The organism is Streptomyces sp. NPDC049577, from assembly GCF_040675635.1.
In the GTDB taxonomy this organism is placed as follows: domain Bacteria; phylum Actinomycetota; class Actinomycetes; order Streptomycetales; family Streptomycetaceae; genus Streptomyces.
Genome location: NZ_JBFAPH010000054.1, coordinates 1 through 24,118, shown reverse-complemented (window position 1 = coordinate 24,118; position 24,118 = coordinate 1). Strand labels below are relative to the sequence as shown.

The following is a 24,118-nucleotide window of genomic DNA, read 5'->3' as shown; positions in this document are numbered from 1 at the left end:
CCGGCGGCCACGACCGCCTCCAGCAGCACGGTCAGCCCGTGCACGTTCTCGCGGTAGTACAGCAGGGGCCGTCGGCGACGAGGACGCCGCCGGTGCGGGAGATGTCCCCCGCGAGCCCGGGAGGGCAGGGGCCGAAGAGCCACGCCGCCCGCCCCGGCCCCGTGATCGCCACCGGGCCGTGGCGGTACTCCATCGCGGGGTACGCCTCCGTCCACGCCCCGGCCGCCTCGCGCATCTTCAGCGCCGCCTCCAGCGCGAGCCCGTACGCCCAGCCGCGGCCCAGGAACGTCCACTGCTCGGCCTCCAGCAGCCCGGAGGGCAGGGGCTCGGCCAGGGCGGTCTCCGCCTGGGCCGCCGCCTCGGCGACCGCTCGGTGGCCGTCCGGGAGGGTCGCGCGGAGGAGGGCCAGGGCCGTCGTCGCGAAGCGGGTCTGGACCACGGACTCCTCGTCCGCCCAGTCCAGCACCGTCACCGCATCCGCCGCGTCCGTCACCGGCGTCGCCGGATCGGCGGTGAGCGCGACGGTCCGCGTCCGGCCGCGCAGCGCGGACAGCAGGTCCAGGACCTCCGTCGTCGTCCCCGAACGCGTGATCGCGACCACCCGGTCGTAGGCGCCCTCCGTGCGTCCCGCCGGGAACTCGGACGACGCGAAGGCGTCCGTCACGCCCTGGCCGGCGGCCTCCCGCAGCGCCGCGTACGCCTGCGCCATGAACCAGGACGTGCCGCAGCCCGTGACGGCCACCCGCTCGCCGGGTACCGGGAGCGAGGTCGTGTGCGCGGGCGCGACCGCGGCGGCGCGGCGCCAGCAGTCGGGCTGAGTGGCCAGCTCGAGAGCGGTGCGGGAAGAGGACGGCTGCATGCGCGGGGCTCCTTGCGAGAGGCGGCAAGTGGTCGTCGTGCTCGATCGGACCGTGCATAGCAGTCGCGCGCATGACAGGGGAAGGGCGATACCGAAGCGAGACCCCCGAGGCGTAGACCGTAAGGTGGCGCGCGGGGGAGACTCGCGGTCTCCACCGGACACCAGTGCGTAAGACGCATTTGCGACGAATGTGTGACGATCAACCACGAGGCGGGAAGCAGTAGTGCAGCGGCGGCGGTTCTTGGGTCTGACGGCGGCGGGCGCCGCCACTGCGGCGTTGGCACCCGCGCTGACAGCGTGCGGCAGCGGCGGCCCCGGCGGTGACAAGCGGCTGAAGGTCGTCGCGGCGGACTACGGCGACAACGCTGCCAACAGCTCCAAGAAGTACTGGGAGGCCCTGGCCCGCGACTTCGAGTCCAAGAACAGCGGGATCAAGGTCGACGTCGAGGTGCTGAGCTGGACCGAGGTCGACAAGCACGTCGCCGACCTGGTCCAGGCGGGCAAGGCCCCGGACATCGCGCAGATCGGCGCGTACGCCGACTTCGCGGCGGCCGGCAAGCTCTACTCGGCCGACCAGATGCTGTCCATACCCACCCAGGCCGACATGATCACCTCGATCGCCAAGGCGGGCGAGGTGCACCGGATCCAGTACGGCCTGCCGTTCGTCGCCAGCACCCGGCTGCTCTTCTACAACAAGACCCTCTTCGCCAAGGCCGGCATCGCCAGGGCCCCGCAGAGCTGGGACGAGATCCAGGCCGCGGCCGTCAAGCTGCAGAAGGCCGGTGTGAAGATCCCCTACGGTCTGCCGCTCGGCCCGGAGGAGGCGCCGGCCGAGACGATGCTGTGGATGCTGAGCGCCGGCGGCGGTTACACCGACAAGAACGGCGCCTACACCATCGACCGCGACGAGAACATCCGCGCCTTCGAATGGCTGCGCGACGAGCTCGTCGGCAAGGGCCTGACCGGCCCCGGCGACCCCGCCCGCACCAACCGGCAGGAAGTCTTCGACGCCTTCTGCCGCGGCGAGGTCGGCATGCTCAACGGCCACCCGACGCTGATGCAGCTGGCCGCCAAGTCCAAGGGCGTGTCCTTCGAGATGGCCCCGCTGCCGGGCGCCAAGGGCCTGTCCAAGTCCACCATGGGCGTCGCCGACTGGATCATGGCCTTCAAGCAGAACGGTCACCGCGAGGAGTGCGGCAAGTTCCTCGACTTCGTCTACGCGAAGAAGAACGTCCTGGCCTTCACCGGCCAGTACGACCTGCTGCCCGTGACGACCTCGGCGTCCCAGGCCATGCACGAGGACCCCGCGCACAAGAACCTCCAGCAGTTCCTGGAGCAGCTGGAGAACGCCGAGTTCTATCCGGCGGACAAGACCTCCTGGGCGAAGGTCAGCAAGGCCCTCAAGGAGCAGATCGGCGCCACCGTGAAGAAGGGCGGCGACCCGGCCTCCGTCCTGGGCGAGATCCAGCGCGACGCCAACGCGACGGAGAACGCGGGACAGGCGCAGGCGGGCACGCCGGCGAGTTAGGTTGGGCGTGTGAGCGAGGAGCTGTCGGAGCGGGACGTGGCCGTGCTCGCCCTGGAACGGGCCTCCTGGCCCGGGCCCGGGGCCAAGGAGCGCGCGGTGCGCGAGCGGCTCGGCATCACCCCGACCCGCTACTACCAGCTCCTCAACGCCCTTCTCGACGACCCCCGCGCCCTCGCCCACGACCCCGTCACGGTCAACCGGCTGCGGCGGCTGCGGGAGGCGCGCCGCGCGAGCCGCTGACGGCCGGTAGGGTCGGGCCCATGGGCAGCCTCCCCCTTCCGGAACCCGTGACCGCCGTCGGCCGCGAGGGCCTCGCCGCACTGCTCGCCCGGCCCGAACGCGCCGTCGTCGCCCTCGACTTCGACGGTACCCTCGCCGAGATCGTCTCCGATCCCGAGCGGGCCCGCGCCCACCCCGGCGCCGTACCGGCCCTCGCCCGGCTCGCGCCGCGGCTGGCCTCCGTCGCCGTCGTCACCGGCCGCCCGGCCGGGGCCGCCGTGCGCCACGGCGGCTTCGCCGGGGTCGCCGGGCTGGAACACCTCGTCGTCCTCGGGCACTACGGCGCCGAACGCTGGGACGCCGTCACCGGCACCGTCAGCGCCCCCGCCCCGCACCCGGGCGTCGCCGCCGTCCGGGCCGAGCTGCCCGGCGTCCTCGACCGGTCCGGCAACTGGCAGGGCACCTGGGTCGAGGACAAGGGCCGCGCCGTCGCCGTCCACACCCGCCGCGCCGCCGACCCCCAGGCCGCCTTCGGCGCCCTGCGCGACCCGCTCACGGCGCTCGCCCAGCGGCACGGCCTCATCGTCGAGCCCGGCCGCTTCGTCCTGGAGCTGCGCCCGCCCGGCATGGACAAGGGCGTCGCCCTCGCCGACTACGTGCGCGAGGTCGACGCCGGGGCCGTCCTCTACGCCGGCGACGACCTCGGCGACCTCGCCGCCTTCGCGGCGGTCGAGAAGCTGCGCACCGAGGGCGTGCCCGGCGTCCTGGTGTGCAGCGGCAGCGCCGAGGTCACCGTGCTCGCCGAGCGCGCGGACCTCGTCGTCGACGGCCCGTCCGGTGTCGCCGGCCTCCTGACCGGGCTGGCGGACCGTCTCGCCTGACGGCCACCCGTCTGCCCGGCTGCCCGGCTGCCCGGCTGCCCGATTGCCCGTCTGCCCGGCTATCCGTCGTCGGCGTCGCTCGTCTCGCGGGGCGTGCCCGTCGCCTGGATGCCGAGCACGGACAGGGCCGTCGTCCAGTCCCGCGCGATGGCCTGCTGCGCCTTGGCCAGCTGCGTCTTGCCGGCGCAGATCGCGGCCTTCAGCTTGTTCTCGACGACGTCCTTCGGATTGTTCGGCCCGGCCCCCGGCTTGTGCCCCGGGGACGGCGGCTGCACCCACAGATTGCGCGGATCGTTCGGGTCGCCGCCGAGCTGCAGGCTGATGAGATGGTCGTACTCCGCGTCCCGCAGGTTGCCCTTGTAGCCGTAGGAGGCGGCGTTGGCGGTCTTCTCGCGGCTGGTGATGTTCGTGGACGGCCGGATGTCGGAGGTGTATCCGCTGCAGCAGATGGTGGACTTGATGGTGTCCTGCGTGACCTTCGGGTTCGTCGCCCCCGGCGAACACTTCGGGTCCGGCAGCGGCTCCTTCGCGGAGGTGTACCGGTAGTGACAGCTGCCCGGTTCGGGCTGCTTCTGCACGGTGTACGGGGACCGCGGTCCGGGCCCCACGGGTATCCCTCCGGGAGGGGCGCCGGACGTCCCGGCGGCCTTCTCCTCCGTGCCGGACGAACCGGATGACCCGGACGAACAGGCGGTCGCGGAAAGCGCGATGACACCACTGACGGCCACTGCTGCGGCGGCGCGGCGCACGACAATCGACATGCGGGATGGCTACCCGCCGGGGGCCGGTGGGGTTGCAAGGCCCAGGAAGCGGTTCCGCTTACAGCGCGTCTCCCGAACACGGCGCCCACGCGGGCGCACACCGCCACCCGCCCCCCATCCCGGTCTCAGCCCGTGCGCTCCTGGCCCCGCTGGAGTGCGGTCAGCTGGTCCGTGAACCAGCGGGCCGGGGGGAGGGCCGTCGCCGCCGCGGCCAGTCGTTTCGTGCGGGCCTCGCGGTCCGTCCGGTCGAGGCGGAGGGCCTCGTCCAGGGCCCGGGACGTGGCCTCGATGTCGTACGGGTTGACCAGGAGCGCGTCCTCGCCCAGCTCCGCCGCCGCGCCCGCCTCGCGGGAGAGGACGAGGGCGCAGCCGTGGTCGGAGACCACGGGGACTTCTTTCGCGACCAGGTTCATGCCGTCGCGGATGGGGTTGACCAGCGCCACGTCCGCGAGCCGGTACGCCGCGAGGGAGCGGGCGAAGTCGTCCTTGACGTGGAGGGCGACCGGCTGCCAGCCGGGCTTCCCGAAGGCCTCGTTGATCTCGCCGGCCACCCGCTCCACCTCGGCGGTGTACGCGCGGTAGACCGCGAGGTCCTGCCGCGAGGGGTAGGCGAAGGCGACGTGCACGACCCGGCCGTGCCACTCCGGGTGGTCCTCCAGCAGGCGCCGGTAGGCGCGCAGACCGCGGACGATGTTCTTCGACAGCTCCGTCCGGTCGACGCGGACGATGACCTTCCGGTCGGGGCCGATCTGCTGCCGCAGGGCGGCCATGCGCTGCTCGACGTCCGGCTGGTGGGCGCGCTCGCGCAGGAATTCCGCGTCGGCGCCGAGGCCGTGCACGCCGAGCCGGGTGGTCCGCCCCTCGAAGCGCACCGCCGGGGCCCCGGGCCCCTCCCGGAGTACCTCCGCGCCCAGGACGCTCTCGCAGCACGCGGCGAACGCGTCGGCCCAGCGCCGGGTGAGGAAGCCGGCCCGGTCGCCGCCGAGGATCCCGCGCAGCACCTGCTCGGCGACGTCGTCCGGCAGCAGCCGGTAGTAGTCCGGCGGAGCCCACGGCGTGTGCGAGAAGTGGCCGATCCGCAGATCCGGGCGGCGCGCCCGGAGCAGACCGGGCACCAGCGTGAGGTGGTAGTCCTGGACGAGCACGCACGCGCCCTCGGCCGCCTCCTCGGCGATCGCGTCCGCGAAGGCCGTGTTGTACGCCTCGTAGGCGGCCCACTGCGTCCGGAAGGCGGAGTCGAAGGCCGGTTCCAGGGGCGTCTGGTAGAGCAGATGGTGGACGAACCACAGCACCGAGTTGGCGATCCCGTTGTACGCGGCCGCGAAGGTCTCCGCCGGGATGTCCAGCATCCGTACGGCGTGGCCCCCGGTGTCGGCGGGGTCCAGTCTTCGGCCGGACTCCTCCGCCCGGCGGGAGGCCTCCCGGTCGCCCTCGCCGAGCGCCGCGCACACCCACACCGCGCCGGATTCGTGGCCGATCGCGCTGAGCCCGGACACCAGCCCGCCCCCGCCGCGCCCGGCCAGCAGCGAGCCGTCCGCGCCCAGCCGGTAGGAGACGGGGCCCCGGTTCGACGCGACGACGATCGGGGCGGATTGCACATGCTCAGCGACCATGCCGCCAGCCTTGCCCGGGAGGGAACCGCTCAAACGTACGCCCAAGGGGACGTTCAGGCGGCGCGTCGCCGTGCGTACTCCGGGATGCCGGCCATCGGCGGGCGTTCCTCCGTGTCCACGGGATACGTCCGCGGAACGAACCCCTCCGGCGCGCGTTCGAACTGGGTGAGGGCCGGCCGCACCAGATGGCCCCGGGCCAGCCGCAGCTGCGCGGTGCGGTAGATCGCGGCGGCCATGCGGCCGAGCGCCCGGTCGTCCTGGTGGCGGTGGAGACGGACGCCGACGTCCACCTGGGCGAGCCCGTCCAGCCCCACCGTGTGCAGCGCGTCCACCAGCAGGCCCAGCTCCACCCCGTACCCCACGGGGAACGGCAGCCGCTCCAGCAGCGAGCGCCGGGCCGCGTACTCGCCGCCCAAGGGCTGGACGAAACCGGCCAGTTGCGGCCAGTGCAGATTCAGCAGCGGGCGGGCCACCAGCTCCGTCACCCGGCCGCCCTGCGCCGGCACCGGCCCCGCGGCCGTGCCCAGCGGGCGGTCGTACATCGCCTTGACGAAGTGCACGTCCGGATCGGTCAGCAGCGGGCCGACGATGCCGGAGACGAAGGCCGGGGAGAACTCGCGGAGGTCCGCGTCGACGAAGCAGACGACGTCGCCGGTCGTCGCGAGCAGCGACCGCCACAGCACCTCGCCCTTGCCGGGCAGCGCCGGCAGCCGCGGCAGCACCTCGTCCCGGTGCACGACCCGCGCCCCGGCGGCCGCGGCCTCCTCACCCGTACGGTCGGTGGAACCCGAGTCCAGCACCACCAGCTCGTCCACCAGCGGCACGGCCTCGGACATCAGCTCGCGCCGGACGGTGGCCACGATCGCGCCGACCGTCGCCTCCTCGTTCAGCGCCGGCAGCACGACGCTGACCGTGGTGCCCGTCGCGGCCTTGGCGGCGAGGAGCCGGTCGAGCGGACGGTCGGCCGCGACCCAGGACCGCCGTTCCAACCAGCGCTCCACCTCTTCCAGCACGTGTACCGCTCCTCGCATCTCGCGCTTCGGACGACCCCTCTTCCGGGCCGGTTTCGTCGGTTACAGTCTTGAACAACGCGGACGCCCCCCGCATGCCGGGGTCGTCGTGCGCACAAACGCCGGGTCCCCGACCCGGCCATACCGCTCATCCAGAGGGGCAGAGGGACACGGCCCGTTGAAGCCCCGGCAACCCTCCAGCCGATCTCCCGGTCACCCGGCGAGGCTCCCGGCGGGGAAGGTGCCAATTCCGTCTCGCGGCGAGGTGCGCCGCGAGGAAGATGAGGAGAAAGGGCCTCGCCTCCATGGCTGTCCAAGCCGTTGAAAGCCGTACCGTCACCTCCCCCGTTCCCTCCTTCGGCCCCGCCGTCGCGCTGTCCTGCCGCGAGTGCGGTGAGCGCTTCGGGCTCGGCCCGGTCTTCGCCTGCGCCTCCTGCTTCGGCCCGCTGGAGGTCGCCTACGAGCTCCCCGCCGGCGACCCGGAGGCGCTGCGGCGCCGCATCGAGGCCGGCCCGGCGAACATCTGGCGCTACGCGCCGCTGCTGCCCGTCCCCGCCGACGTCGCGGAGAAGCCGAACCTCGGCCCGGGCCTCACCCGGCTCGTCGAGGCCGGCAACCTCGCCCGCGAGCTGGGCGTGACCGGCGGTCTCTACGTCAAGGACGACTCCGGCAACCCCACGCACTCCTTCAAGGACCGCGTCGTCGCCATCGCCGTCGAGGCCGCCCGCGCCTTCGGCTTCACCACCCTCTCCTGCTCCTCCACCGGCAACCTCGCCGGCGCGGTCGGCGCCGCCGCCGCCCGCGCGGGCCTGCGCTCCTGCGTCTTCATCCCGCACGACCTGGAGGCGGGCAAGGTCGTCACGGCCGCCGTCTACGGCGGGGACCTCATCGCCATCGAGGGCACCTACGACGACGTCAACCGCTTCTGCTCCGAGCTCATCGGCGACCCGCTCGGCGAGGGCTGGGGCTTCGTCAACGTCAACCTGCGCCCCTACTACGGCGAGGGCTCCAAGACGCTCGCCTACGAGATCTGCGAACAGCTCGGCTGGCGGCTGCCGGACCAGATCGTCGTCCCGATCGCCTCCGGCTCCCAGCTCACGAAGATCGACAAGGGGCTGCGGGAGCTGATCGCCCTGGGCCTGGTCGAGGACCGCCCCTACCGGATCTTCGGCGCCCAGGCGGAGGGCTGCTCGCCGGTCTCCCGCGCGTACAAGGAGGGGCACAACGTGGTGCGCCCCGTGAAGCCGGACACCATCGCGAAGTCCCTCGCGATCGGCAACCCGGCGGACGGGCCGTACGTCCTCGACATCGCCCGGCGGACCGGGGGAGCCGTGGAGGACGTCACGGACGAGCAGATCGTCGACGCGATCCGGCTGCTCGCCCGCACGGAGGGGATCTTCGCGGAGACGGCGGGCGGGGTGACGGTCGGCGTCACCCGCAAGCTGATCGAGGACGGGGTCCTCGACCCCTCCCTGACCACGGTCGTCCTCAACACGGGCGACGGCCTGAAGACGCTGGACGCGGTGGCCTCCGGCCCCACGGCGACGATCCGGCCGTCGCTCGAGGCGTTCCGCTCCCTGGCCTGAGCCCGGCCCGGCCGGCCGGCCCGCACCCGACGACCACCGAACCCCCGGAGACCCCCATGAGCGTCACAGTCCGCATCCCCACGATCCTGCGCACCTACACCGCCGGCAAGGCCGAGGTGCCCGCCGAGGGCGCCACCCTCGCCGATGTGATCGCCTCCCTGGAGACGAACCACCCCGGCATCGGCGCCCGCATCCTGGACGACGCCGGCAAGCTGCGCCGCTTCGTCAACGTCTACGTGAACGACGACGACGTCCGCTTCGGCGGCGGGCTCGCCGCGCCCACGCCGGACGGCGCCGGCGTGTCGATCATCCCCGCCGTCGCCGGCGGCTGAACCACAGGTAACGCCTTTCACGGGCGGTTCCCGCGGACATTCCCGAATCGCCCCGGCCGGAAAACGGACGGGGCGATTCCGGCTGTTGGAGCGCGATACAGTTGGGGCGTTCCCCCTCCGGTGTCACCACCGAACGCATATGAGAACCCGTCAAGTTGTGCCGGAAACAGGTGCGCGATTTGTCGGGTTGGTTGGCCTTTGCCCGGTCCGAGTTGCCCGTAAAACTCCGGGAACCGGTGCTTTTTTCCGATCGGCCGCGCCCGGAATTCTCGTCCGACTGACCTGTTGCAGACGGCATCCGTGCAGATACATTCAGCCGCGGTCGACGCGTTCCGGCGCACACCTCCGTCCTGTCCGGGGGTGAGGTCTGACCCGGGTCCGCGAAGTGCGGTCCTGTGCAAGGGCCAGTAATAGGGGAGTTAGGCATGGCTCAGGGCACCGTCAAGTGGTTCAACGCGGAGAAGGGGTACGGCTTCATCGCGGTCGACGGTGGTGCGGATGTATTCGTCCACTACAGCGCGATCCAGATGGACGGCTACCGCACCCTCGAGGAGGGGCAGCGGGTCGAGTTCGAGATCTCGCAGGGCCAGAAGGGGCCGCAGGCGGACATGGTCAAGGTGACCGCCTGACCGGTGCGCATCGACCACCGGCTCACTGAAGCTCGCCGAGGGGCCCGCGCCGGGAGGCGCGGGCCCCTCGTGCGTGCGCGCGGCCCTTGGCGGCCCCTCGCGGCCGCGCGCGTGTGTCGCGCATGCGTGGTCCGGCACGGGGGCAGGGATTGGGGGACCCGCTTGCACTCGCAGGTGCCGAGTGCTAACTATTGGCGTTAGCACTCTCCGGTCGAGAGTGACAGATTTGGACCGTCGGTGAGGTCCGCAGGCCCGGCGGGGCAAGGAACCGCCTGGTCCGCAGGCCGTCCGTCGCGGGCGCCAGCGCGGTCCGGAGCATCTCACCCCGTCCCGTCTGGGAGGACCACTTCACATGGCCAAGATCATCGCGTTCGACGAGGAGGCACGGCGCGGTCTCGAGCGCGGGATGAACCAGCTCGCCGACGCCGTCAAGGTCACCCTCGGCCCCAAGGGTCGCAACGTCGTCCTCGAGAAGAAGTGGGGCGCCCCCACGATCACCAACGATGGTGTCTCCATCGCCAAGGAGATCGAGCTCGAGGACCCGTACGAGAAGATCGGCGCCGAGCTGGTCAAGGAGGTCGCGAAGAAGACGGACGACGTCGCCGGTGACGGCACGACGACCGCGACCGTCCTCGCCCAGGCGCTGGTCCGCGAGGGTCTGCGCAACGTGGCCGCCGGTGCCAACCCGATGGCCCTGAAGCGTGGCATCGAGAAGGCCGTCGAGGCCGTCTCCGGCGCGCTGCTCGAGCAGGCCAAGGACGTGGAGACCAAGGAGCAGATCGCCTCCACCGCCTCCATCTCCGCCGCCGACACCCAGATCGGCGAGCTCATCGCCGAGGCCATGGACAAGGTCGGCAAGGAAGGCGTCATCACCGTCGAGGAGTCCCAGACCTTCGGTCTGGAGCTGGAGCTCACCGAGGGTATGCGCTTCGACAAGGGCTACATCTCGGCGTACTTCGCCACCGACATGGAGCGTATGGAGGCGTCCCTCGACGACCCGTACATCCTGATCGTCAACTCCAAGGTCTCCTCGGTCAAGGACCTGCTGCCGCTCCTCGAGAAGGTCATGCAGTCCGGCAAGCCGCTGCTGATCATCGCCGAGGACGTCGAGGGCGAGGCCCTGTCGACCCTGGTCGTCAACAAGATCCGTGGCACCTTCAAGTCCGTCGCCGTCAAGGCCCCGGGCTTCGGCGACCGCCGCAAGGCCATGCTCGGCGACATCGCCATCCTCACCGGTGGCACGGTCATCTCCGAGGAGGTCGGCCTCAAGCTGGAGAACGCCGGTCTCGACCTGCTCGGCCGCGCCCGCAAGGTCGTCATCACCAAGGACGAGACGACCATCGTCGACGGTGCCGGTGACAGCGACCAGGTCCAGGGCCGCGTCAACCAGATCCGCGCCGAGATCGAGAACAGCGACTCCGACTACGACCGCGAGAAGCTGCAGGAGCGCCTGGCGAAGCTGGCCGGCGGCGTGGCCGTCATCAAGGCCGGTGCCGCGACCGAGGTCGAGCTCAAGGAGCGCAAGCACCGCATCGAGGACGCCGTCCGCAACGCGAAGGCGGCCGTCGAGGAGGGCATCGTCGCCGGTGGTGGCGTGGCCCTGCTCCAGGCCTCCCAGGTGTTCGAGAAGCTGGAGCTCGAGGGCGACGAGGCCACCGGTGCCAACGCCGTCAAGCTGGCCCTGGAGGCCCCGCTGAAGCAGATCGCCGTCAACGGTGGTCTCGAGGGCGGCGTCGTCGTGGAGAAGGTGCGCAACCTGGCCGTCGGCCACGGTCTGAACGCCGCCACGGGCGAGTACGTCGACATGATCGCCGAGGGCATCATCGACCCGGCGAAGGTCACCCGCTCCGCCCTGCAGAACGCCGCGTCCATCGCCGCGCTGTTCCTGACCACCGAGGCCGTCATCGCCGACAAGCCGGAGAAGGCCGCCGCGGCCGCTCCGGGCGGCATGCCGGGCGGTGAGATGGACTTCTGATCGACCTCACCGGTTGATCGACCGTCCTGATCGCCGGGGCGGCACCCCTCTCCCAGGGGGTGCCGCCCCGGCGGCGTTTACCCTGGTGCCGCCAGGGTGACGACCACGAACGGAGCGAGCCGGTGACAGCGGGGGAGGCGGGCGGCAACGAGCTGGTCGGACAGGTGCTCGGCGGGCGCTACCGGGTGACCGCGCCGATCGGGCGCGGCGGCATGGGCGTCGTCGCCCGGGCGGTGGACGAGCTGCTGGGCCGCGAGGTCGCCGTCAAGATCCTCCGCGTCTACACGGACGCCTCCGGCCCGGAGCTCGCGGACCTGCGGGCCCGGATGCAGCGGGAGGCGCAGGCCGCCGCCCGCATCCGGCACGGCGGCGTGGTCACCGTGCACGACGTGACCGAGGACCAGGGCCTGCCGGTCATCGTCATGGAACTCGTCGACGGCCCCTCGCTCGACGACGTGCTGGCGGAGCGCGGCAGCCTGGAGCCGCGCGAGGCCGCCGCCATCGGCGCCAAGCTGATGGACGCGCTCGGCGCCGCGCACCGGGCCGGCGTCCTGCACCGGGACGTCAAGCCGGCGAACGTGCTGCTGGAGCGCGGCGGCAGGGTCGTGCTGACCGACTTCGGCATCGCCACCATGGAGGCGTCCGACGAGGACGCCATGACCAGGCTGACCCAGAGCGGCCAGATCATCGGCTCCATCGACTACCTCCCGCCGGAGCGGGCGCAGGGCAGGGAGCCCGGTCCGGCGTCGGACATCTGGTCGCTGGGCATGACGCTGTACGCGGCGGTGGAGGGCGCCTCGCCGTTCCGCCGCACCTCGGTGTGGTCCACGATGACGGCCATCGTCAACGAGCCCCTGCCGGAGCCGCGCCGCGCCGGCCCGCTCACGCCGGTGCTGCGGGCACTGATGGCGAAGGAACCGGAGCACCGGCCGAGCGCGGAGCAGGCGCGGCGGATGCTGGAGGAGGTGGCCGCGGGCGGGACCCCGGACCCCGCGCCGGCGCCCACCGCCGCGGTGTCGCCGCTCCCACCACCGGGGTTCGGCGCGGCACCACTGCCGCAGGCGGCGCCGCAGCCGTTCCCGCAGCCGTCGCCGCCATCCTTCCCGCAGCCTGCCGCGCAGCCGTTCCCGCAGCCGTCGCCGCCATCCTTCCCGCAGCCTGCCGCGCAGCCGTTCCCGCACCCGTCTCCGCACCCGTTCCCGCAGCCACCGCCCACCGGCTACGGGCCGCCGCCCGGCGTTCCGGCCCCGGATCCGGCTCCCGGCCGTTCGCGCGGCCGCGGCCGTGTCGTCATCGCGGCGGCGGCCGCCGCCGTGCTCGCGGGCGGCGGCGTCACGTACGCCTTGATGGACGGCAACGGCAGCACGAACGTGGCGAACGCGGCCCCGGCGGTGAGCACCTCCTCCGCCGGCAAGGCATCCCCGTCCCGGAGCGCCCGCGGCAAGCCGTCCGCCACCCCGTCGCAGCACCCGAGCCGGACACCGGCCGCCAGGCCCAGCGCCACCCCGCACGCGTCCCCGTCCGCGTCGGCCAAGCCCAGCGCCGTGTCGAAGAGTTGCACCGGCTGGAGCCACCAGGACCCGCACCCGGGCACGTACGGCTACCTGTCGGGCAGCTACCACCTCCAGACGGGCCCGTACGAGAGCTGCCCGTCGGTGACCCTGGCCAAGACCGGGACGAAGCTCTGGTACCACTGCTCCGTCGTGAACGCGTACGGCCACACGTGGACCTACGTCCGCGTGGAGGGCACGAAGACCGCGGGCTGGATGTCCAACGACAACCTGACCCGCCAGACCGGACCGTCGACGCGCTGCTAGCGCGAAGGGATTCCGGCGTTGCCGGGGCGACGCCGGACTCCTCACCTGTGGACCCGGCCGCCGCGTTCCTCCGGGGACGAAGCCACGACGGCACCGCACCCTCATGCGGCACACTGGAGGTTTAGCCGTACCGAAAGGGTGACGCGTGAACGGCCCCCTCATTGTTCAAAGCGACAAGACCCTGCTGCTGGAAGTGGATCACGAGCAGGCCGATGCCTGCCGTCGTGTCATCGCGCCCTTCGCCGAGCTGGAGCGGGCGCCGGAGCACATTCATACGTACCGGGTGACGCCCCTCGGGTTGTGGAACGCGCGGGCCGCCGGGCATGACGCCGAGCAGGTGATCGACGCTCTCGTCTCGTACTCGCGCTACCCCGTGCCGCACGCGCTGCTCGTGGACGTGGCGGAGACCATGGCGCGGTACGGGCGGCTGCGGCTGCTGAAGCACCCGACGCACGGGCTGGTGCTGGAGAGCTCGGACCGGCCGGTGCTGGAGGAGGTGCTCCGGTCGAAGAAGATCCAGCCGCTGGTCGGGGCGCGGATCGACGACGACACCGTCGTCGTGCATCCCTCCGAGCGCGGGCAGATCAAGCAGGTGCTGCTCAAGCTGGGCTGGCCGGCCGAGGACCTGGCCGGGTACGTGGACGGTGAGGCGCACCCCATCGAGCTGCGCGAGGACGGCTGGGCGCTGCGCCCGTACCAGCGGCAGGCGGTCGACGGCTTCTGGCACGGCGGGTCGGGCGTGGTCGTGCTGCCCTGTGGCGCGGGCAAGACGCTGGTCGGGGCGGGCGCGATGGCGGAGGCCAAGGCGACGACGCTGATCCTGGTGACGAACACGGTCTCCGCGCGGCAGTGGAAGCACGAGCTGGTGAAGCGCACCTCGCTGACCGAGTCGGAGATCGGCGAGTACAGCGGGACGCGGAAGGAGATCCGTCCGGTCACCATCGCCACGTACCAGGTGCTGACGACGAAGCGGAAGGGCGTCTACCCGCATCTGGAGCTGTTCGACTCCCGGGACTGGGGCCTGGTGGTCTACGACGAGGTGCATCTGCTGCCGGCGCCGGTCTTCAAGTTCACCGCGGATCTCCAGGCGCGGCGGCGGCTGGGGCTGACCGCGACGCTGGTGCGCGAGGACGGGCGCGAGTCGGACGTCTTCTCGCTCATCGGGCCGAAGCGCTTCGACGCGCCGTGGAAGGAGATCGAGGCCCAGGGCTACATCGCCCCGGCGGACTGCGTCGAGGTGCGGGTGAACCTCACCGACTCGGAGCGGCTGACGTACGCGACGGCCGAGACGGAGGAGAAGTACCGCTACTGCTCGACGACCGACAGCAAGCGCCGGGTCACCGAGGCGCTGGTCCGCCGGCACCGGGGGGAGCAGACGCTGGTCATCGGGCAGTACATCGACCAGCTCGACGAGCTGGGCGAGCATCTGGGCGCGCCGGTCATCAAGGGTGAGACGACGAACGCGCAGCGCGAGAAGCTGTTCGACGCCTTCCGGGCGGGGGAGCTGAACGTGCTGGTCGTCTCCAAGGTCGCGAACTTCTCGATCGACCTTCCGGAGGCGACGGTCGCGATCCAGGTGTCGGGCACGTTCGGGTCGCGGCAGGAGGAGGCGCAGCGGCTGGGCCGGGTGCTGCGGCCGAAGGCCGACGGGCACGAGGCGCGCTTCTACTCGGTCGTCGCCCGCGACACCGTGGACCAGGACTTCGCGGCGCACCGCCAGCGCTTCCTGGCCGAGCAGGGCTACGCGTACCGGATCGTCGACGCGGACGAGCTGCTGGCGGGGGAGGAGACCGTCTGATCGCGGAAGCGGTCAGCCGGTGGGCAGGTTCGCGAGGATGCCGAGGGTCGCGAGGCCGGCGAGCGCCGAGAAGAGGGCCGCGAGCACGCGGCCCTCGCGGCAGGACCGGCGTGAGGGCAGGGCCCAGGTGACGATCAGGAGCGCCACGGCGATCAGCCAGACCACGGGCGCGGTGGCCAGGGAGTCGTTCAGCGCGGCGGAGCAGTGGTCGGGGCCGCAGCTGTCGGTGGCCATCGGGGAGAGGCCGATGAAGAAGAGGTCGATGGCCAGCAGCGGCAGCAGGAGCACGGCGGTGATGGCGCGGACGGTCCAGGCCGTGCGGTCGCGGTCGCGGTCGAGGCCGGGGTCGTGGGTGAGCGGTGTGGTCATGGGCTCATCCCATCAGCGGGCCCGGGCGCCCCGGCACGGCTGAGCTACTCAGCTCGTACCGGTGTAGGTACTCAGATCGCGGGGCGTTCGTTCGCGTGCTGGCCCAGGAGGACGACGCTCACGGCCGCGCCGGCGAAGGCCTTGAGGGCGCGCAGGGCGCTGGTGAGGGGGGAGGCGGGGGCGTTTTCCGAAGTCATGTCTCCATGGTCGCCGCGCCGCGGGCGCCCCGCATCGGCCTGCCGGTGTAAAACGCGGGGCCGGGCGCTACGACCCCAGGATCATGGCGACCCCTACGGGAGGTGGAGGGCGACCCCGAGGGTGCCCGGGGGCCGGTGCGAAATTCGTTCGCGCGCCGGTGGCCCGCTGATTAAAATCCCGTCTCTTGCCGCCTCCCGCCGCCCCGCGCCGGGAGCGCTGCCGACCGGACGGAAACCGGCGGTGTTCCCGATCATCCCGCCGAACGTCCGGAGGTTTCGTCGTGCCCGCGCCGCAGTCCCCCCTCGATCCCCTCCAGCGTGAGCGCGAGCACCTCGCGGCGTCCCGGTCCGCGTTGCGGGCCATGCGGGAGGATGTCGAGGCGCTCGACATCAAGGACGTCACCGCCAACTGGGTCAACGCCGCCGTGTTGCAGCGGCAGATCGAGGACCGCATCACGGCCCTCGCCGATCTGGCGCACACCCCGTTGTTCTTCGGCCGGCTCGATTATCTGCACGCCCCGGGCGCGGATCAGGCCGAGGGGGCCGAGGGCGAACGTTTCTACATCGGCCGGCGGCATGTGCACGACGCCGAGGGCGATCCGATGGTCATCGACTGGCGCGCGCCGGTCTCGCAGCCGTTCTACCGGGCGTCGAAGAAGGAGCCGATGGACGTCCGCACACGGCGGCGGTTCGGCTACACCGGCGGCGAGCTGACCGCGTACGAGGACGAGGACCTGACGGACGCGTCGGCCGGCGAGCAGGCCAGCCGGTTGCTGCAGGCCGAGATCGAGCGGCCGCGTGTCGGTCCGATGCGGGACATCGTGGCGACCATCCAGCCCGAGCAGGACGAGATCGTCCGGGCCGGCATCGGTGGCACGGTGTGCGTGCAGGGCGCGCCCGGCACCGGGAAGACGGCCGTGGGCCTGCACCGCGTCGCGTATCTGCTCTACGCCCACCGCGAGCGGCTGGCCCGGACGGGCACGCTGGTCATCGGGCCGAACCGGTCCTTCCTCCAGTACATCGAGCAAGTGCTGCCCGCGCTGGGTGAGTTGAACGTCGCGCAGGCGACGGTCGACGACCTGGTCGCGCACGTCGAGGTGCGCGGCGCGGACACGCCCGCCGCCGCCCGGATCAAGGGCGACGCCCGCATGGCGGAGGTGCTGCGGCGCGCCGTGCGGTCGGGTGTGACGATGCCGGAGGAGGCGCTCGTCGTCGTGCGGGGTTCGCGGCGCTGGCGCGTGCCGGCGTACGAGCTGGAGGAGATCGTGCGCGAGCTGCTGGCGCGCGACATCCGTTACGGTGCCGCGCGCGAGGCCCTGCCGCAGCGGATCGCGCACGCCGTGCTCGTCCGGATGGAGGCGGCCGGTGAGGCGCCGGACGACCGCGTGCAGGACGCGGTCGCGCGCAACGCGGCGGTGAAGGCGGCGGTCAAGGCGATGTGGCCGCCGGTCGACCCGGCGAAGCTGGTGCTGCGGCTGCTGTCGGACGCGGAGTTCCTCGCCGAGCACGCGGCGGGGGTGCTGGACGCGGAGGAGCAGGCCGAGATCCTCTGGGCGCGGCCGGTGCGCTCGGTGAAGGCGGCGAAGTGGTCCGCCGCGGACGCGGTGCTGGTGGACGAGGCGGCGGACCTCGTCTCGCGCACGCCCTCGCTGGGACACGTGGTGCTGGACGAGGCGCAGGACCTGTCGCCGATGCAGTACCGGGCGGTGGGCCGGCGCTGCACGACCGGCTCGGCGACGATCCTCGGCGACATCGCCCAGGGCACGACCCCGTGGGCCACGGCCAGTTGGCAGGAGGCGCTGCGCCACCTGGGCAAGCCGGAGGCGGCCGTCGAGGAGCTGACGCAGGGTTTCCGTGTGCCGCGCGAGGTCATCGCGTACGCGTCGCGGCTGCTGCCCGCGATCGCCCCGGGGCTGGCGGAGGCCACGTCGGTGCGCGAGTCGGCGGGCGACTTCGCCGTGCGGCGGGTCGAGCCCGCCGAGCTCGACGCGACGGTCCTGGCGGCCTGCCGCGCGTCCCTGGAACGCGAGGGCTCGATCGGCCTGATCGCGGCCGACGCGCGCATCCCGCTGCTCGCGCGCGTGCTGGCGGAGGCGGGCCTGCCGCATCTCGCCCCGGGCGAGGAGACCTCGGCCGACGCCCGGCTCACCCTGGTCCCGGCGTCGCTGGCGAAGGGCCTGGAGTACGACTACGTGGTCCTCGACGAGCCGGCGGCGGTCGTCGCCGGCGAGCCGGACGAGCGCACGGGACTGCGCCGGCTGTACGTCGCGCTGACCCGCGCCGTCTCGGGGCTGACGGTCGTTCACGCCGAGCCGCTGCCGGAGCGGCTGGCCTGACCGTCAGCCGCTCAGGCCGCCCAGGATCGCGTCCAGCAGGCCCGGGAAACGGGCGTCGAGGTCGGCGCGGCGCAGCCGGACGAAGCGGTTGCGCCCGGCGACGCGCGTCGTCGTCACGCCGGCCTCGCGCAGGACGCGGAAGTGGTGGGAGAGGGTCGATTTGTGGAGGTCCTCCAGGCCGAGGTAGGTCTGGTCGCAGCCGTGCTCGCGGCCGTCCGCATAGGCCGCGAGCAGCCGCAGCCGGGCGGGGTCGCCGAGCGCGCGCAGCACGGCGACGAGCTCCATCTCCTCGCGTGCGGGCTGCGGAAGCGTCTCGTCCGGCATGGGACCTCTCCTCTGTGCTCTTCGAAATTGTTTGACAATCATCCACCTTTCCCCGACTGTTTGACGAGCGTCAAACAGTGATGTGATCCACGACGGGAAGGGGACCCGTGCGTCTTCGTCTGCTCCTGCTCGCCCTCGGTACGTTCGCCGTGGGCACCGACACGATGGTGACGGCCGGGATCCTCGGCCAGGTCGCCCGTGATCTCGATGTCTCCGTGCCCGCCGCCGGGCAGATGGTGACCGTCTTCGCCCTGGCGTACGCGCTCCTCGCGCCCGTGCTCGCGGCGCTCACCGCCCGCTGGCCGCGCCGCCGGCTGCTGCTCACCGCGCTGGCCGTCTTCACCGTCGCGAACGCGCTCAGCGCGCTCGCCCCCGGCTTCCCGGCCCTGCTCGCCACCCGTGTCCTCGCGGCCGCCGGTGCGGCGCTCTACACCCCGACCGCCAGCGCCGCGGCCACCGCGCTCGTGCCGCCGGAGCGGCGCGGCCGGGCGCTCGCGACCGTGCTCGGCGGCATGACCGTCGCCACCGCTCTCGGTGTGCCGCTCGGCACGTATCTGGGCCGTACCGACTGGCGGCTGACGATGTGGCTGGTCGTCGCGCTCGGCGGTGCGGCGCTGCTGGGGCTCGCGGCGTTCCTGCGCGGACTGCCGGCGCCCGCCCCCGCGGTCGGGCTGCGCGAGCGCCTCGCGCCGCTGCGGGACGGCCGGGTGCTTGCCGCCGCCGCGACGACGTTCACCTTCTTCCTCGCCTTCAACGCGGTCTACATCTACCTCGCCACCGCCGTGCGGCCCGCCACCGGCGACGACGCCGGGCGGCTCAGCCTGCTGCTGCTCGCCTCGGGGCTCGCGTCGGTGGCCGGGAGCTGGCTGGGCGGCCGTACGGTCGACCGCTTCGGGGCGCGCGCCGTGATCCTCGCGGCCAGTGTGGGCGCGGCGGCGGCCTTCGCCGCGCTGCCGTGGCTGGGGCGCAGCATGCCGGGCGCGTTCGTCTACGCGCTCGCCACACCGCTTCTGGGCTGGGCCGTCTCGGTGGCCCTGCCCCACCGCCTGGCCTCCCTCGCGCCGGCGAGCGCGCCGCTGCTGCTGTCCCTCAACAGCAGTGCCCTGTACCTGGGCATAGCGGCGGGCGGCGGTGCGGGGAGCCTTGCCATCACAATGCTGGGCGAGCGCTGGTTCCCGCTGACGTCGGCGGCCCTGGCCCTGGTGGCGACGCTCCTCGTCGTGTCGACGACGCGGCCGGCCGCCCCCGCGCCGGCCCTTTCCCGGGCGTGAGACCGGGCGCCTTGCCGGTAGTCGCTCGCCGCTGCGGCGGGGTCGGCCCGGGGGCCGTGGGGGCCCTGATCAGGCCGGTTCGGCACCGCCGGGCTGCGCCGCGGTGGTTGCTCGCTGCCGCGGCGGGGGGTCTTCCCACCCACACCGCCCTTCCGCCGCAGCGGCGGCGGGGAGTGGGGCCCCGGCCCGGGGGCGTGGGGGATCCCGATCCCCCGCACCCTTTCCCGCCGCGACGGTGATCGGCCGAGGCGGCGAGGGTCCGGCGGAATGGTCACGGTCTCAGTCCGTGCCTCCCGGCCGTCAGGCCGGCAGGGCCTCGCGCCAGGCGCTGACCGCCTCCGCCGTCACCGGGGAGGACCAGCCCGCGGGGCGGGCCGCCGTGCCGATGTGGAAGGCGGTGACGCCCGCTTCCAGGAGAACCGGGACGTGCTTGAGCTTGAGGCCGCCGCCGGCCATGACGCGCGGCTCGTAGCCGGGGTCGTCGGCGCGGGCCGTCTCCGCGAGGAGCACCGCGAGACCGTCGTCGACGCCGGACGGGGAGCCCGCCGTGAGGTAGGTGTCGAGGCCCGGCAGATCGGCGAGCTGCTTGCGGAGGGCCCCGCGGTCGGCGGCGTGGTCGATCGCGCGGTGGAAGGTCCAGCGGGCCCGCGGGCCGATCACGTCGCAGAGGGCGGCGACGGCCGCCAGGTCGGCGCGGCCGTCGTCGGTCAGGAAGCCGATCACGAACTCCTCGGCGCCCTCCGCCCGCAGCGCCGTCGCCTCGGCGCACAGCGCGTCGAGCGCGGCCGCGCCGCCCGCCGAGAAGCCGTCGGCCGCGCGCAGCATGACGCGTACGGGGATGTCGACGGCGGCCCGCACGGCCGCGAAGGTCTCCCGGGCCGGGGTCAGGCCGTCGGCGGACATGTCGCTGACCAGTTCGAGACGATCCGCCCCTCCGGCCCGCGCCGCCACCGCGTCCCCGGCGTCGAGCGCGATCACCTCGAGAATTGGTCTAGACATGTAGTCAAGGGTGCCACATCCCCGCCGGGGCCCGAAAGCGGTCCTCCACAATTGGCTCCATGGCAGCCACTCGCGAGCACCCGTCCGGCCCCGCCCTGCGCGCCCGCTGGCGCGAGACCGTCGACCGGGTCCGCCCGGCCGGCCCCGGCGTTCCCGATCCGGAGCCGTACGCCGAGGACCTCCTCGGCCGGTGGGCCGAGCCGCAGCGGCGCTACCACACGCTCGATCACCTCGCGGCCGTCCTCGGCCATATCGACACGCTCGCCGCGCACGCCGACGACGCCGACACCGTGCGGCTCGCGGCGTGGTTCCACGACGCGGTCTACCGCCCCGACCGCTCGGAGAACGAGGAGCGCAGCGCGCACCTCGCCGAGCGCGCCCTGCCGGAGCTCGGCGTGAGCCCGGCGCGCACGGCGCAGGTGGCGCGGCTCGTGCGGCTGACCGCCGGCCACGACCCCGCCGCCGGCGACCGCGACGGCGAGGTGCTGTGCGACGCGGACCTCGCCGTGCTCGGCGGCACTCCGCAGGAGTACGCGGTCTACGCGGCCGCCGTCCGGGAGGAGTACGGGTTCGTACCCGACGCGGCGTTCCGCGACGGCCGCGCGGCCGTGCTGCGGCAACTGCTGGAGCAGCCGCGCCTGTTCCGCACGCCGCAGGGCTACGACCGCTGGGAGCTGACCGCCCGCCGGAACATGACGACGGAGCTGGAGCTGCTCACCGCGTGAGCGGACCCTTGCCGGTCCCGCGCCGGCGCAGACCGGCCGCCGTCAGCCGGCGGACCAGCTCCTTGCGGCCTACCTCGACCGCGCCGAGCCGCACGGCGTCCGCGTAGGACGTCGACGGCAGGTCGTAGTGGTCGCCGTCGAAGGCCCGGGCCGGCACGCCCAGCCGGCCGGCGAAGGCGTGCAGCTCCTCGAAGCTGACGTCGCTGATCAGATGGGACCACAGCCTGCCGTGGCCGGGCCACGTCGGCGGGTCGATGTAGAGGGTCATCCGTCAGCCGGAGCGCCCCGGCAGGACCGTGCCCAGCGAGCCCACGGGCGCCACGAGGACCGCCTGCTTGCCGCACGCCCAGTGCGGGTCCGGGCCGAGCTCGGGCTCGACGTCCAGGGCGTGCGGGTCGCCCGAGTCGGTGCAGACCGGGCACAGCGGCCAGCGGCCGTGCCGCTCCAGGAGCGCGTCCTGGACGTCCTGCGCGACGAGCCCGGCGAGGTACGCGGCACCCTCCGGCCACTGCTCGACCCACCAGCGCCGGTGCGCGACCGCGTCCTCGACGAGCGAGACGACGTCCGGTTCGGCCACGTCCGCCGCGGCGAGGTCGGCGAGGACCAGGGCGCGCGCCGCGTGCAGTGCCTGTTCGAGCTCCATGCGCACCATTGTCCGGGACTCGAAGGCTTGACGGCACTCGGGAGCGAAAATAGCTTTCACGAAGTGAGCAGTGAAGCGAAGGAAACTTTCCCACCGGCTCCTCCCGCTCCCGTCCCGGCGCCCTCCGTGGCCGCCGCGCCCGGCGCCCTCGCCGCCAAGGTCCGTACGCTCGCCCCCTCCATGACCCGCTCGATGCAGCGCGTCGCCGAGGCCCTGGCCGGCGACCCGGCCGGCTCGGCCGCGCTCACCGTCACCGGTCTCGCGGAGCGCACCGGCACCAGCGAGGCCACGGTCGTGCGCACCGCGCGCATCCTCGGCTACCCCGGCTACCGGGACCTGCGGCTCGCCCTCGCCGCGCTCGCGGCCGAGCAGGCGGCGGGCCGGGCGCCCGCCGTCACGGCCGACATCACCGTCGACGACCCGCTGACCGGCGTCGTCGCGAAGCTCGCCCAGGCGGAGGCGCAGTGCCTAGCGGACACGGCCGCCGGCCTGGACGTGGCGCAACTGGAGGCGGCCGTGGCCGCCCTCGCCGCCGCCCGCCGCACCGATGTCTACGGCATCGGCGCCTCGCACCTCGTCGGCCAGGACCTGGTGCAGAAGCTGCTGCGCATCGGCCTGATCGCCCACGCCCCCGGCGACCCGCACCTGGCCGTCACCAACGCCGTGCAGCTGCGCGCGGGCGACGTCGCCATCGCCATCAGCCACTCCGGGCGGACCACCGACGTCATCGAGCCGCTGCGGGTCGCCTTCGAACGCGGTGCGACGACCGTCGCGATCACCGGCCGCCCGGACGGTGAGATCGCCCAGTACGCCGACCACGTGCTCACCACGTCCTCCGCACGGGAGAGCGAACTGCGCCCCGCGGCCATGTCGAGCCGCACCGGCCAGCTTCTCGTGGTGGACTGCCTGTTCATCGGCGTCGCCCAGCGCACGTACGAGAGCGCGGCGCCCGCGCTCTCCGCGTCGTACGAGGCGCTCGCCCACCGCCACGCCCCCCGGACGACCACCCGCTGACCGGACCCGCCCTCTCGGAGACGAGCCGCCGCCATGACCTCGACCGCAGCCTTCGCCGCACTCCGCGCCCAGCTGGCGGCGCTCACCACCGAGGCGTTCCGTCCCGAGCTCGCGGACATCGACCGGCTGCCCACCCGGGCCATCGCGGAGCTCATGAACGGTGAGGACGCCACGGTCGCCGGGGCCGTCGCCGAGCGACTGCCGGAGATCGCCGCAGTCGTCGACGCGACCGCCGCCCGCATGGCCCGCGGCGGCCGGCTCGTCTACGCGGGCGCGGGCACGGCCGGGCGGCTCGGCGTGCTGGACGCCAGCGAGTGCCCGCCCACCTTCAACACCGACCCGGGCCAGGTGGTCGGGCTGATAGCGGGTGGGCCGTCCGCGCTGGTCACGGCCGTCGAGGGCGCCGAGGACAGCGAGAAGCTGGCCGCCGCCGACCTCGACGCGCTCGGCGTCGGCCCGCTCGATGTGGTCGTCGGCGTCTCGGCCTCCGGGCGCACCCCGTACGCCGTCGGCGCCGTCACGCACGCGCGGGTCGCCGGGGCGCTGACCGTCGGGCTGTCCTGCAACGCCGGTTCGCCGCTCGGCGCGGCCGCGGAGCACGCCGTCGAGGTCGTCGTCGGACCGGAACTGCTCACCGGCTCCACGCGGCTGAAGGCCGGCACCGCGCAGAAGCTCGTCCTCAACATGCTGTCGACCATCACGATGATCCGGCTCGGCAAGACGTACGGGAACCTGATGGTCGACGTCCGCGCCTCGAACGACAAGCTGCGCGCCCGCTCGCGGCACATCGTCGCGCTCGCGACGGGCGCGGCCGACGCGGACATCGAGAAGGCGCTGGCGGAGACGGACGGCGAGGTGAAGAACGCCATCCTGGTCCTGCTCGCCGAGGTCGACGGCCCGGCGGCGGCGCGGCTGCTGGAGGCGTCCGACGGCCATCTGCGCGCAGCGCTCGACGCGGCCAGAGGGGCGTGACGCCCCGCACCCGGCACCCCACGGAAGCGAAGCAAGGCATGCCACGACCGCCACGACCCTCACCACCGTCACGACCGTCACCCGACGACCGGCGGCACAGCGCCGCCGTCGCCACCGCCGAGGCGCTCCTGCCGCTGCTCGGCGGCCCCGCGAACATCGCCTCCGTCGCCGCCTGCATGACCAGGCTGCGCGTCGAGCTGCACGACCGGACATCACCAAGCACAACTGGCTGGTCACCGACCCCGCCGAGATCCCGCGCA

At 73.2% G+C, this 24,118-nt stretch carries 25 protein-coding genes and 1 riboswitch; of the genes, 15 read left to right on the top strand and 10 right to left on the bottom strand.

Going from position 1 to position 24,118, the window contains the following annotated elements; genetic code table 11:
* Positions 1 to 31 precede the first annotated feature (31 nt).
* On the bottom strand, positions 32 to 859 hold the full coding sequence (locus AB0K09_RS09670) for a sugar isomerase (RefSeq protein WP_366064759.1): 828 nt from the start codon (positions 857 to 859) through the stop codon (positions 32 to 34).
* Positions 860 to 1,136: 277 nt separating this feature from the next.
* Between AB0K09_RS09670 and AB0K09_RS09665 the strand changes: the two genes are divergently transcribed.
* From AB0K09_RS09665 to otsB, 3 genes are read left to right on the top strand one after another with little or no spacing between them, the layout of a single operon-like run.
* Complete coding sequence (locus tag AB0K09_RS09665) at positions 1,137 to 2,387, top strand: extracellular solute-binding protein (protein ID WP_366064758.1); 1,251 nt, start codon at positions 1,137 to 1,139, stop codon at positions 2,385 to 2,387.
* Between the two features lie 9 nt (positions 2,388 to 2,396).
* Positions 2,397 to 2,627 (top strand): DUF3263 domain-containing protein, encoded by a 231-nt coding sequence (locus tag AB0K09_RS09660; protein WP_366064757.1) that lies wholly within the window; start codon positions 2,397 to 2,399, stop codon positions 2,625 to 2,627.
* A gap of 20 nt (positions 2,628 to 2,647) precedes the next feature.
* Complete coding sequence (otsB, locus tag AB0K09_RS09655) at positions 2,648 to 3,487, top strand: trehalose-phosphatase (protein WP_366064756.1); 840 nt, start codon at positions 2,648 to 2,650, stop codon at positions 3,485 to 3,487.
* Between the two features lie 59 nt (positions 3,488 to 3,546).
* On the opposite strand, the gene AB0K09_RS09650 is transcribed toward otsB, so the two are convergent.
* From AB0K09_RS09650 to AB0K09_RS09640, 3 genes are all read right to left on the bottom strand, one after another.
* Positions 3,547 to 4,248, bottom strand: coding sequence for a hypothetical protein (locus tag AB0K09_RS09650; protein WP_366064755.1), 702 nt, complete (start codon positions 4,246 to 4,248; stop codon positions 3,547 to 3,549).
* Between the two features lie 125 nt (positions 4,249 to 4,373).
* Positions 4,374 to 5,861, bottom strand: coding sequence for a trehalose-6-phosphate synthase (locus tag AB0K09_RS09645; RefSeq protein WP_366064754.1), 1,488 nt, complete (start codon positions 5,859 to 5,861; stop codon positions 4,374 to 4,376).
* Between the two features lie 53 nt (positions 5,862 to 5,914).
* Positions 5,915 to 6,874, bottom strand: a complete 960-nt coding sequence (locus tag AB0K09_RS09640; protein ID WP_366064753.1) for a glucosyl-3-phosphoglycerate synthase — start codon at positions 6,872 to 6,874, stop codon at positions 5,915 to 5,917.
* Positions 6,875 to 7,016: 142 nt separating this feature from the next.
* Positions 7,017 to 7,159: riboswitch (SAM riboswitch) on the top strand.
* A gap of 17 nt (positions 7,160 to 7,176) precedes the next feature.
* On the opposite strand from AB0K09_RS09640, the gene thrC reads away from it, so the two are divergent.
* From thrC to AB0K09_RS09610, 6 genes are all read left to right on the top strand, one after another.
* Positions 7,177 to 8,457 carry a threonine synthase gene (thrC, locus tag AB0K09_RS09635; RefSeq protein WP_366064752.1) on the top strand — a complete coding sequence of 427 codons (1,281 nt, stop codon included), beginning with the start codon at positions 7,177 to 7,179 and terminating at the stop codon, positions 8,455 to 8,457.
* A 56-nt stretch (positions 8,458 to 8,513) separates the two neighbouring features.
* Entirely contained in the window at positions 8,514 to 8,789 is a 276-nt protein-coding gene (locus AB0K09_RS09630) for a MoaD/ThiS family protein (RefSeq protein WP_366064751.1), read from the top strand.
* 425 nt (positions 8,790 to 9,214) lie between these two features.
* Entirely contained in the window at positions 9,215 to 9,418 is a 204-nt protein-coding gene (locus AB0K09_RS09625) for a cold-shock protein (protein WP_004954158.1), read from the top strand.
* 352 nt (positions 9,419 to 9,770) lie between these two features.
* Complete coding sequence (gene groL, locus AB0K09_RS09620) at positions 9,771 to 11,393, top strand: chaperonin GroEL (RefSeq protein ID WP_366064750.1); 1,623 nt, start codon at positions 9,771 to 9,773, stop codon at positions 11,391 to 11,393.
* 122 nt (positions 11,394 to 11,515) lie between these two features.
* Positions 11,516 to 13,210 carry a serine/threonine-protein kinase gene (locus AB0K09_RS09615; RefSeq protein ID WP_366064749.1) on the top strand — a complete coding sequence of 565 codons (1,695 nt, stop codon included), beginning with the start codon at positions 11,516 to 11,518 and terminating at the stop codon, positions 13,208 to 13,210.
* A gap of 145 nt (positions 13,211 to 13,355) precedes the next feature.
* On the top strand, positions 13,356 to 15,008 hold the full coding sequence (locus tag AB0K09_RS09610) for a DNA repair helicase XPB (RefSeq protein ID WP_366064748.1): 1,653 nt from the start codon (positions 13,356 to 13,358) through the stop codon (positions 15,006 to 15,008).
* Positions 15,009 to 15,020: 12 nt separating this feature from the next.
* On the opposite strand, the gene AB0K09_RS09605 is transcribed toward AB0K09_RS09610, so the two are convergent.
* On the bottom strand, positions 15,021 to 15,377 hold the full coding sequence (locus tag AB0K09_RS09605) for a hypothetical protein (RefSeq protein ID WP_366064747.1): 357 nt from the start codon (positions 15,375 to 15,377) through the stop codon (positions 15,021 to 15,023).
* A gap of 71 nt (positions 15,378 to 15,448) precedes the next feature.
* On the bottom strand, positions 15,449 to 15,574 hold the full coding sequence (locus AB0K09_RS09600; RefSeq protein WP_366064746.1) for a hypothetical protein: 126 nt from the start codon (positions 15,572 to 15,574) through the stop codon (positions 15,449 to 15,451).
* Positions 15,575 to 15,855: 281 nt separating this feature from the next.
* On the opposite strand from AB0K09_RS09600, the gene AB0K09_RS09595 reads away from it, so the two are divergent.
* The gene (locus tag AB0K09_RS09595; protein WP_366064745.1) at positions 15,856 to 17,910 is read left to right on the top strand and encodes an ATP-binding domain-containing protein; all 2,055 of its coding nucleotides are present in this window, start codon (positions 15,856 to 15,858) and stop codon (positions 17,908 to 17,910) included.
* Between the two features lie 3 nt (positions 17,911 to 17,913).
* Here the strand turns inward: AB0K09_RS09595 and AB0K09_RS09590 are convergent, their stop codons facing one another.
* On the bottom strand, positions 17,914 to 18,234 hold the full coding sequence (locus AB0K09_RS09590; RefSeq protein WP_366064744.1) for a transcriptional regulator: 321 nt from the start codon (positions 18,232 to 18,234) through the stop codon (positions 17,914 to 17,916).
* Between the two features lie 107 nt (positions 18,235 to 18,341).
* Here AB0K09_RS09590 and AB0K09_RS09585 point away from each other — a divergent pair, with 107 nt between their 5' ends.
* Complete coding sequence (locus AB0K09_RS09585; protein ID WP_366064743.1) at positions 18,342 to 19,505, top strand: MFS transporter; 1,164 nt, start codon at positions 18,342 to 18,344, stop codon at positions 19,503 to 19,505.
* A 300-nt stretch (positions 19,506 to 19,805) separates the two neighbouring features.
* Here the strand turns inward: AB0K09_RS09585 and AB0K09_RS09580 are convergent, their stop codons facing one another.
* A complete protein-coding gene (locus tag AB0K09_RS09580) occupies positions 19,806 to 20,504 on the bottom strand; it encodes a copper homeostasis protein CutC (protein WP_366064742.1) in 699 nt (232 codons plus the stop codon).
* Between the two features lie 59 nt (positions 20,505 to 20,563).
* Here AB0K09_RS09580 and AB0K09_RS09575 point away from each other — a divergent pair, with 59 nt between their 5' ends.
* Positions 20,564 to 21,229: a hypothetical protein gene (locus tag AB0K09_RS09575; protein ID WP_366064741.1), complete on the top strand. Its 666-nt coding sequence runs from the start codon at positions 20,564 to 20,566 to the stop codon at positions 21,227 to 21,229.
* Here AB0K09_RS09575 and AB0K09_RS09570 read toward each other — a convergent pair.
* Entirely contained in the window at positions 21,219 to 21,497 is a 279-nt protein-coding gene (locus AB0K09_RS09570; RefSeq protein ID WP_366064740.1) for a DUF4031 domain-containing protein, read from the bottom strand. The two genes, AB0K09_RS09575 and AB0K09_RS09570, sit on opposite strands and share 11 nt — an antisense overlap.
* A 3-nt stretch (positions 21,498 to 21,500) precedes the next feature.
* Positions 21,501 to 21,872, bottom strand: coding sequence for a hypothetical protein (locus AB0K09_RS09565; protein ID WP_366064739.1), 372 nt, complete (start codon positions 21,870 to 21,872; stop codon positions 21,501 to 21,503).
* A 126-nt stretch (positions 21,873 to 21,998) separates the two neighbouring features.
* Here AB0K09_RS09565 and AB0K09_RS09560 point away from each other — a divergent pair, with 126 nt between their 5' ends.
* From AB0K09_RS09560 to AB0K09_RS09550, 3 genes are all read left to right on the top strand, one after another.
* On the top strand, positions 21,999 to 22,886 hold the full coding sequence (locus AB0K09_RS09560; RefSeq protein ID WP_366064738.1) for a MurR/RpiR family transcriptional regulator: 888 nt from the start codon (positions 21,999 to 22,001) through the stop codon (positions 22,884 to 22,886).
* A 33-nt stretch (positions 22,887 to 22,919) separates the two neighbouring features.
* Positions 22,920 to 23,858, top strand: coding sequence for an N-acetylmuramic acid 6-phosphate etherase (gene murQ, locus AB0K09_RS09555; RefSeq protein ID WP_366064737.1), 939 nt, complete (start codon positions 22,920 to 22,922; stop codon positions 23,856 to 23,858).
* A 38-nt stretch (positions 23,859 to 23,896) separates the two neighbouring features.
* Positions 23,897 to 24,118, top strand: a 222-nt coding sequence (locus AB0K09_RS09550; protein WP_366064736.1) for a PTS transporter subunit EIIB, incomplete at its 3' end; no start/stop codon positions are given.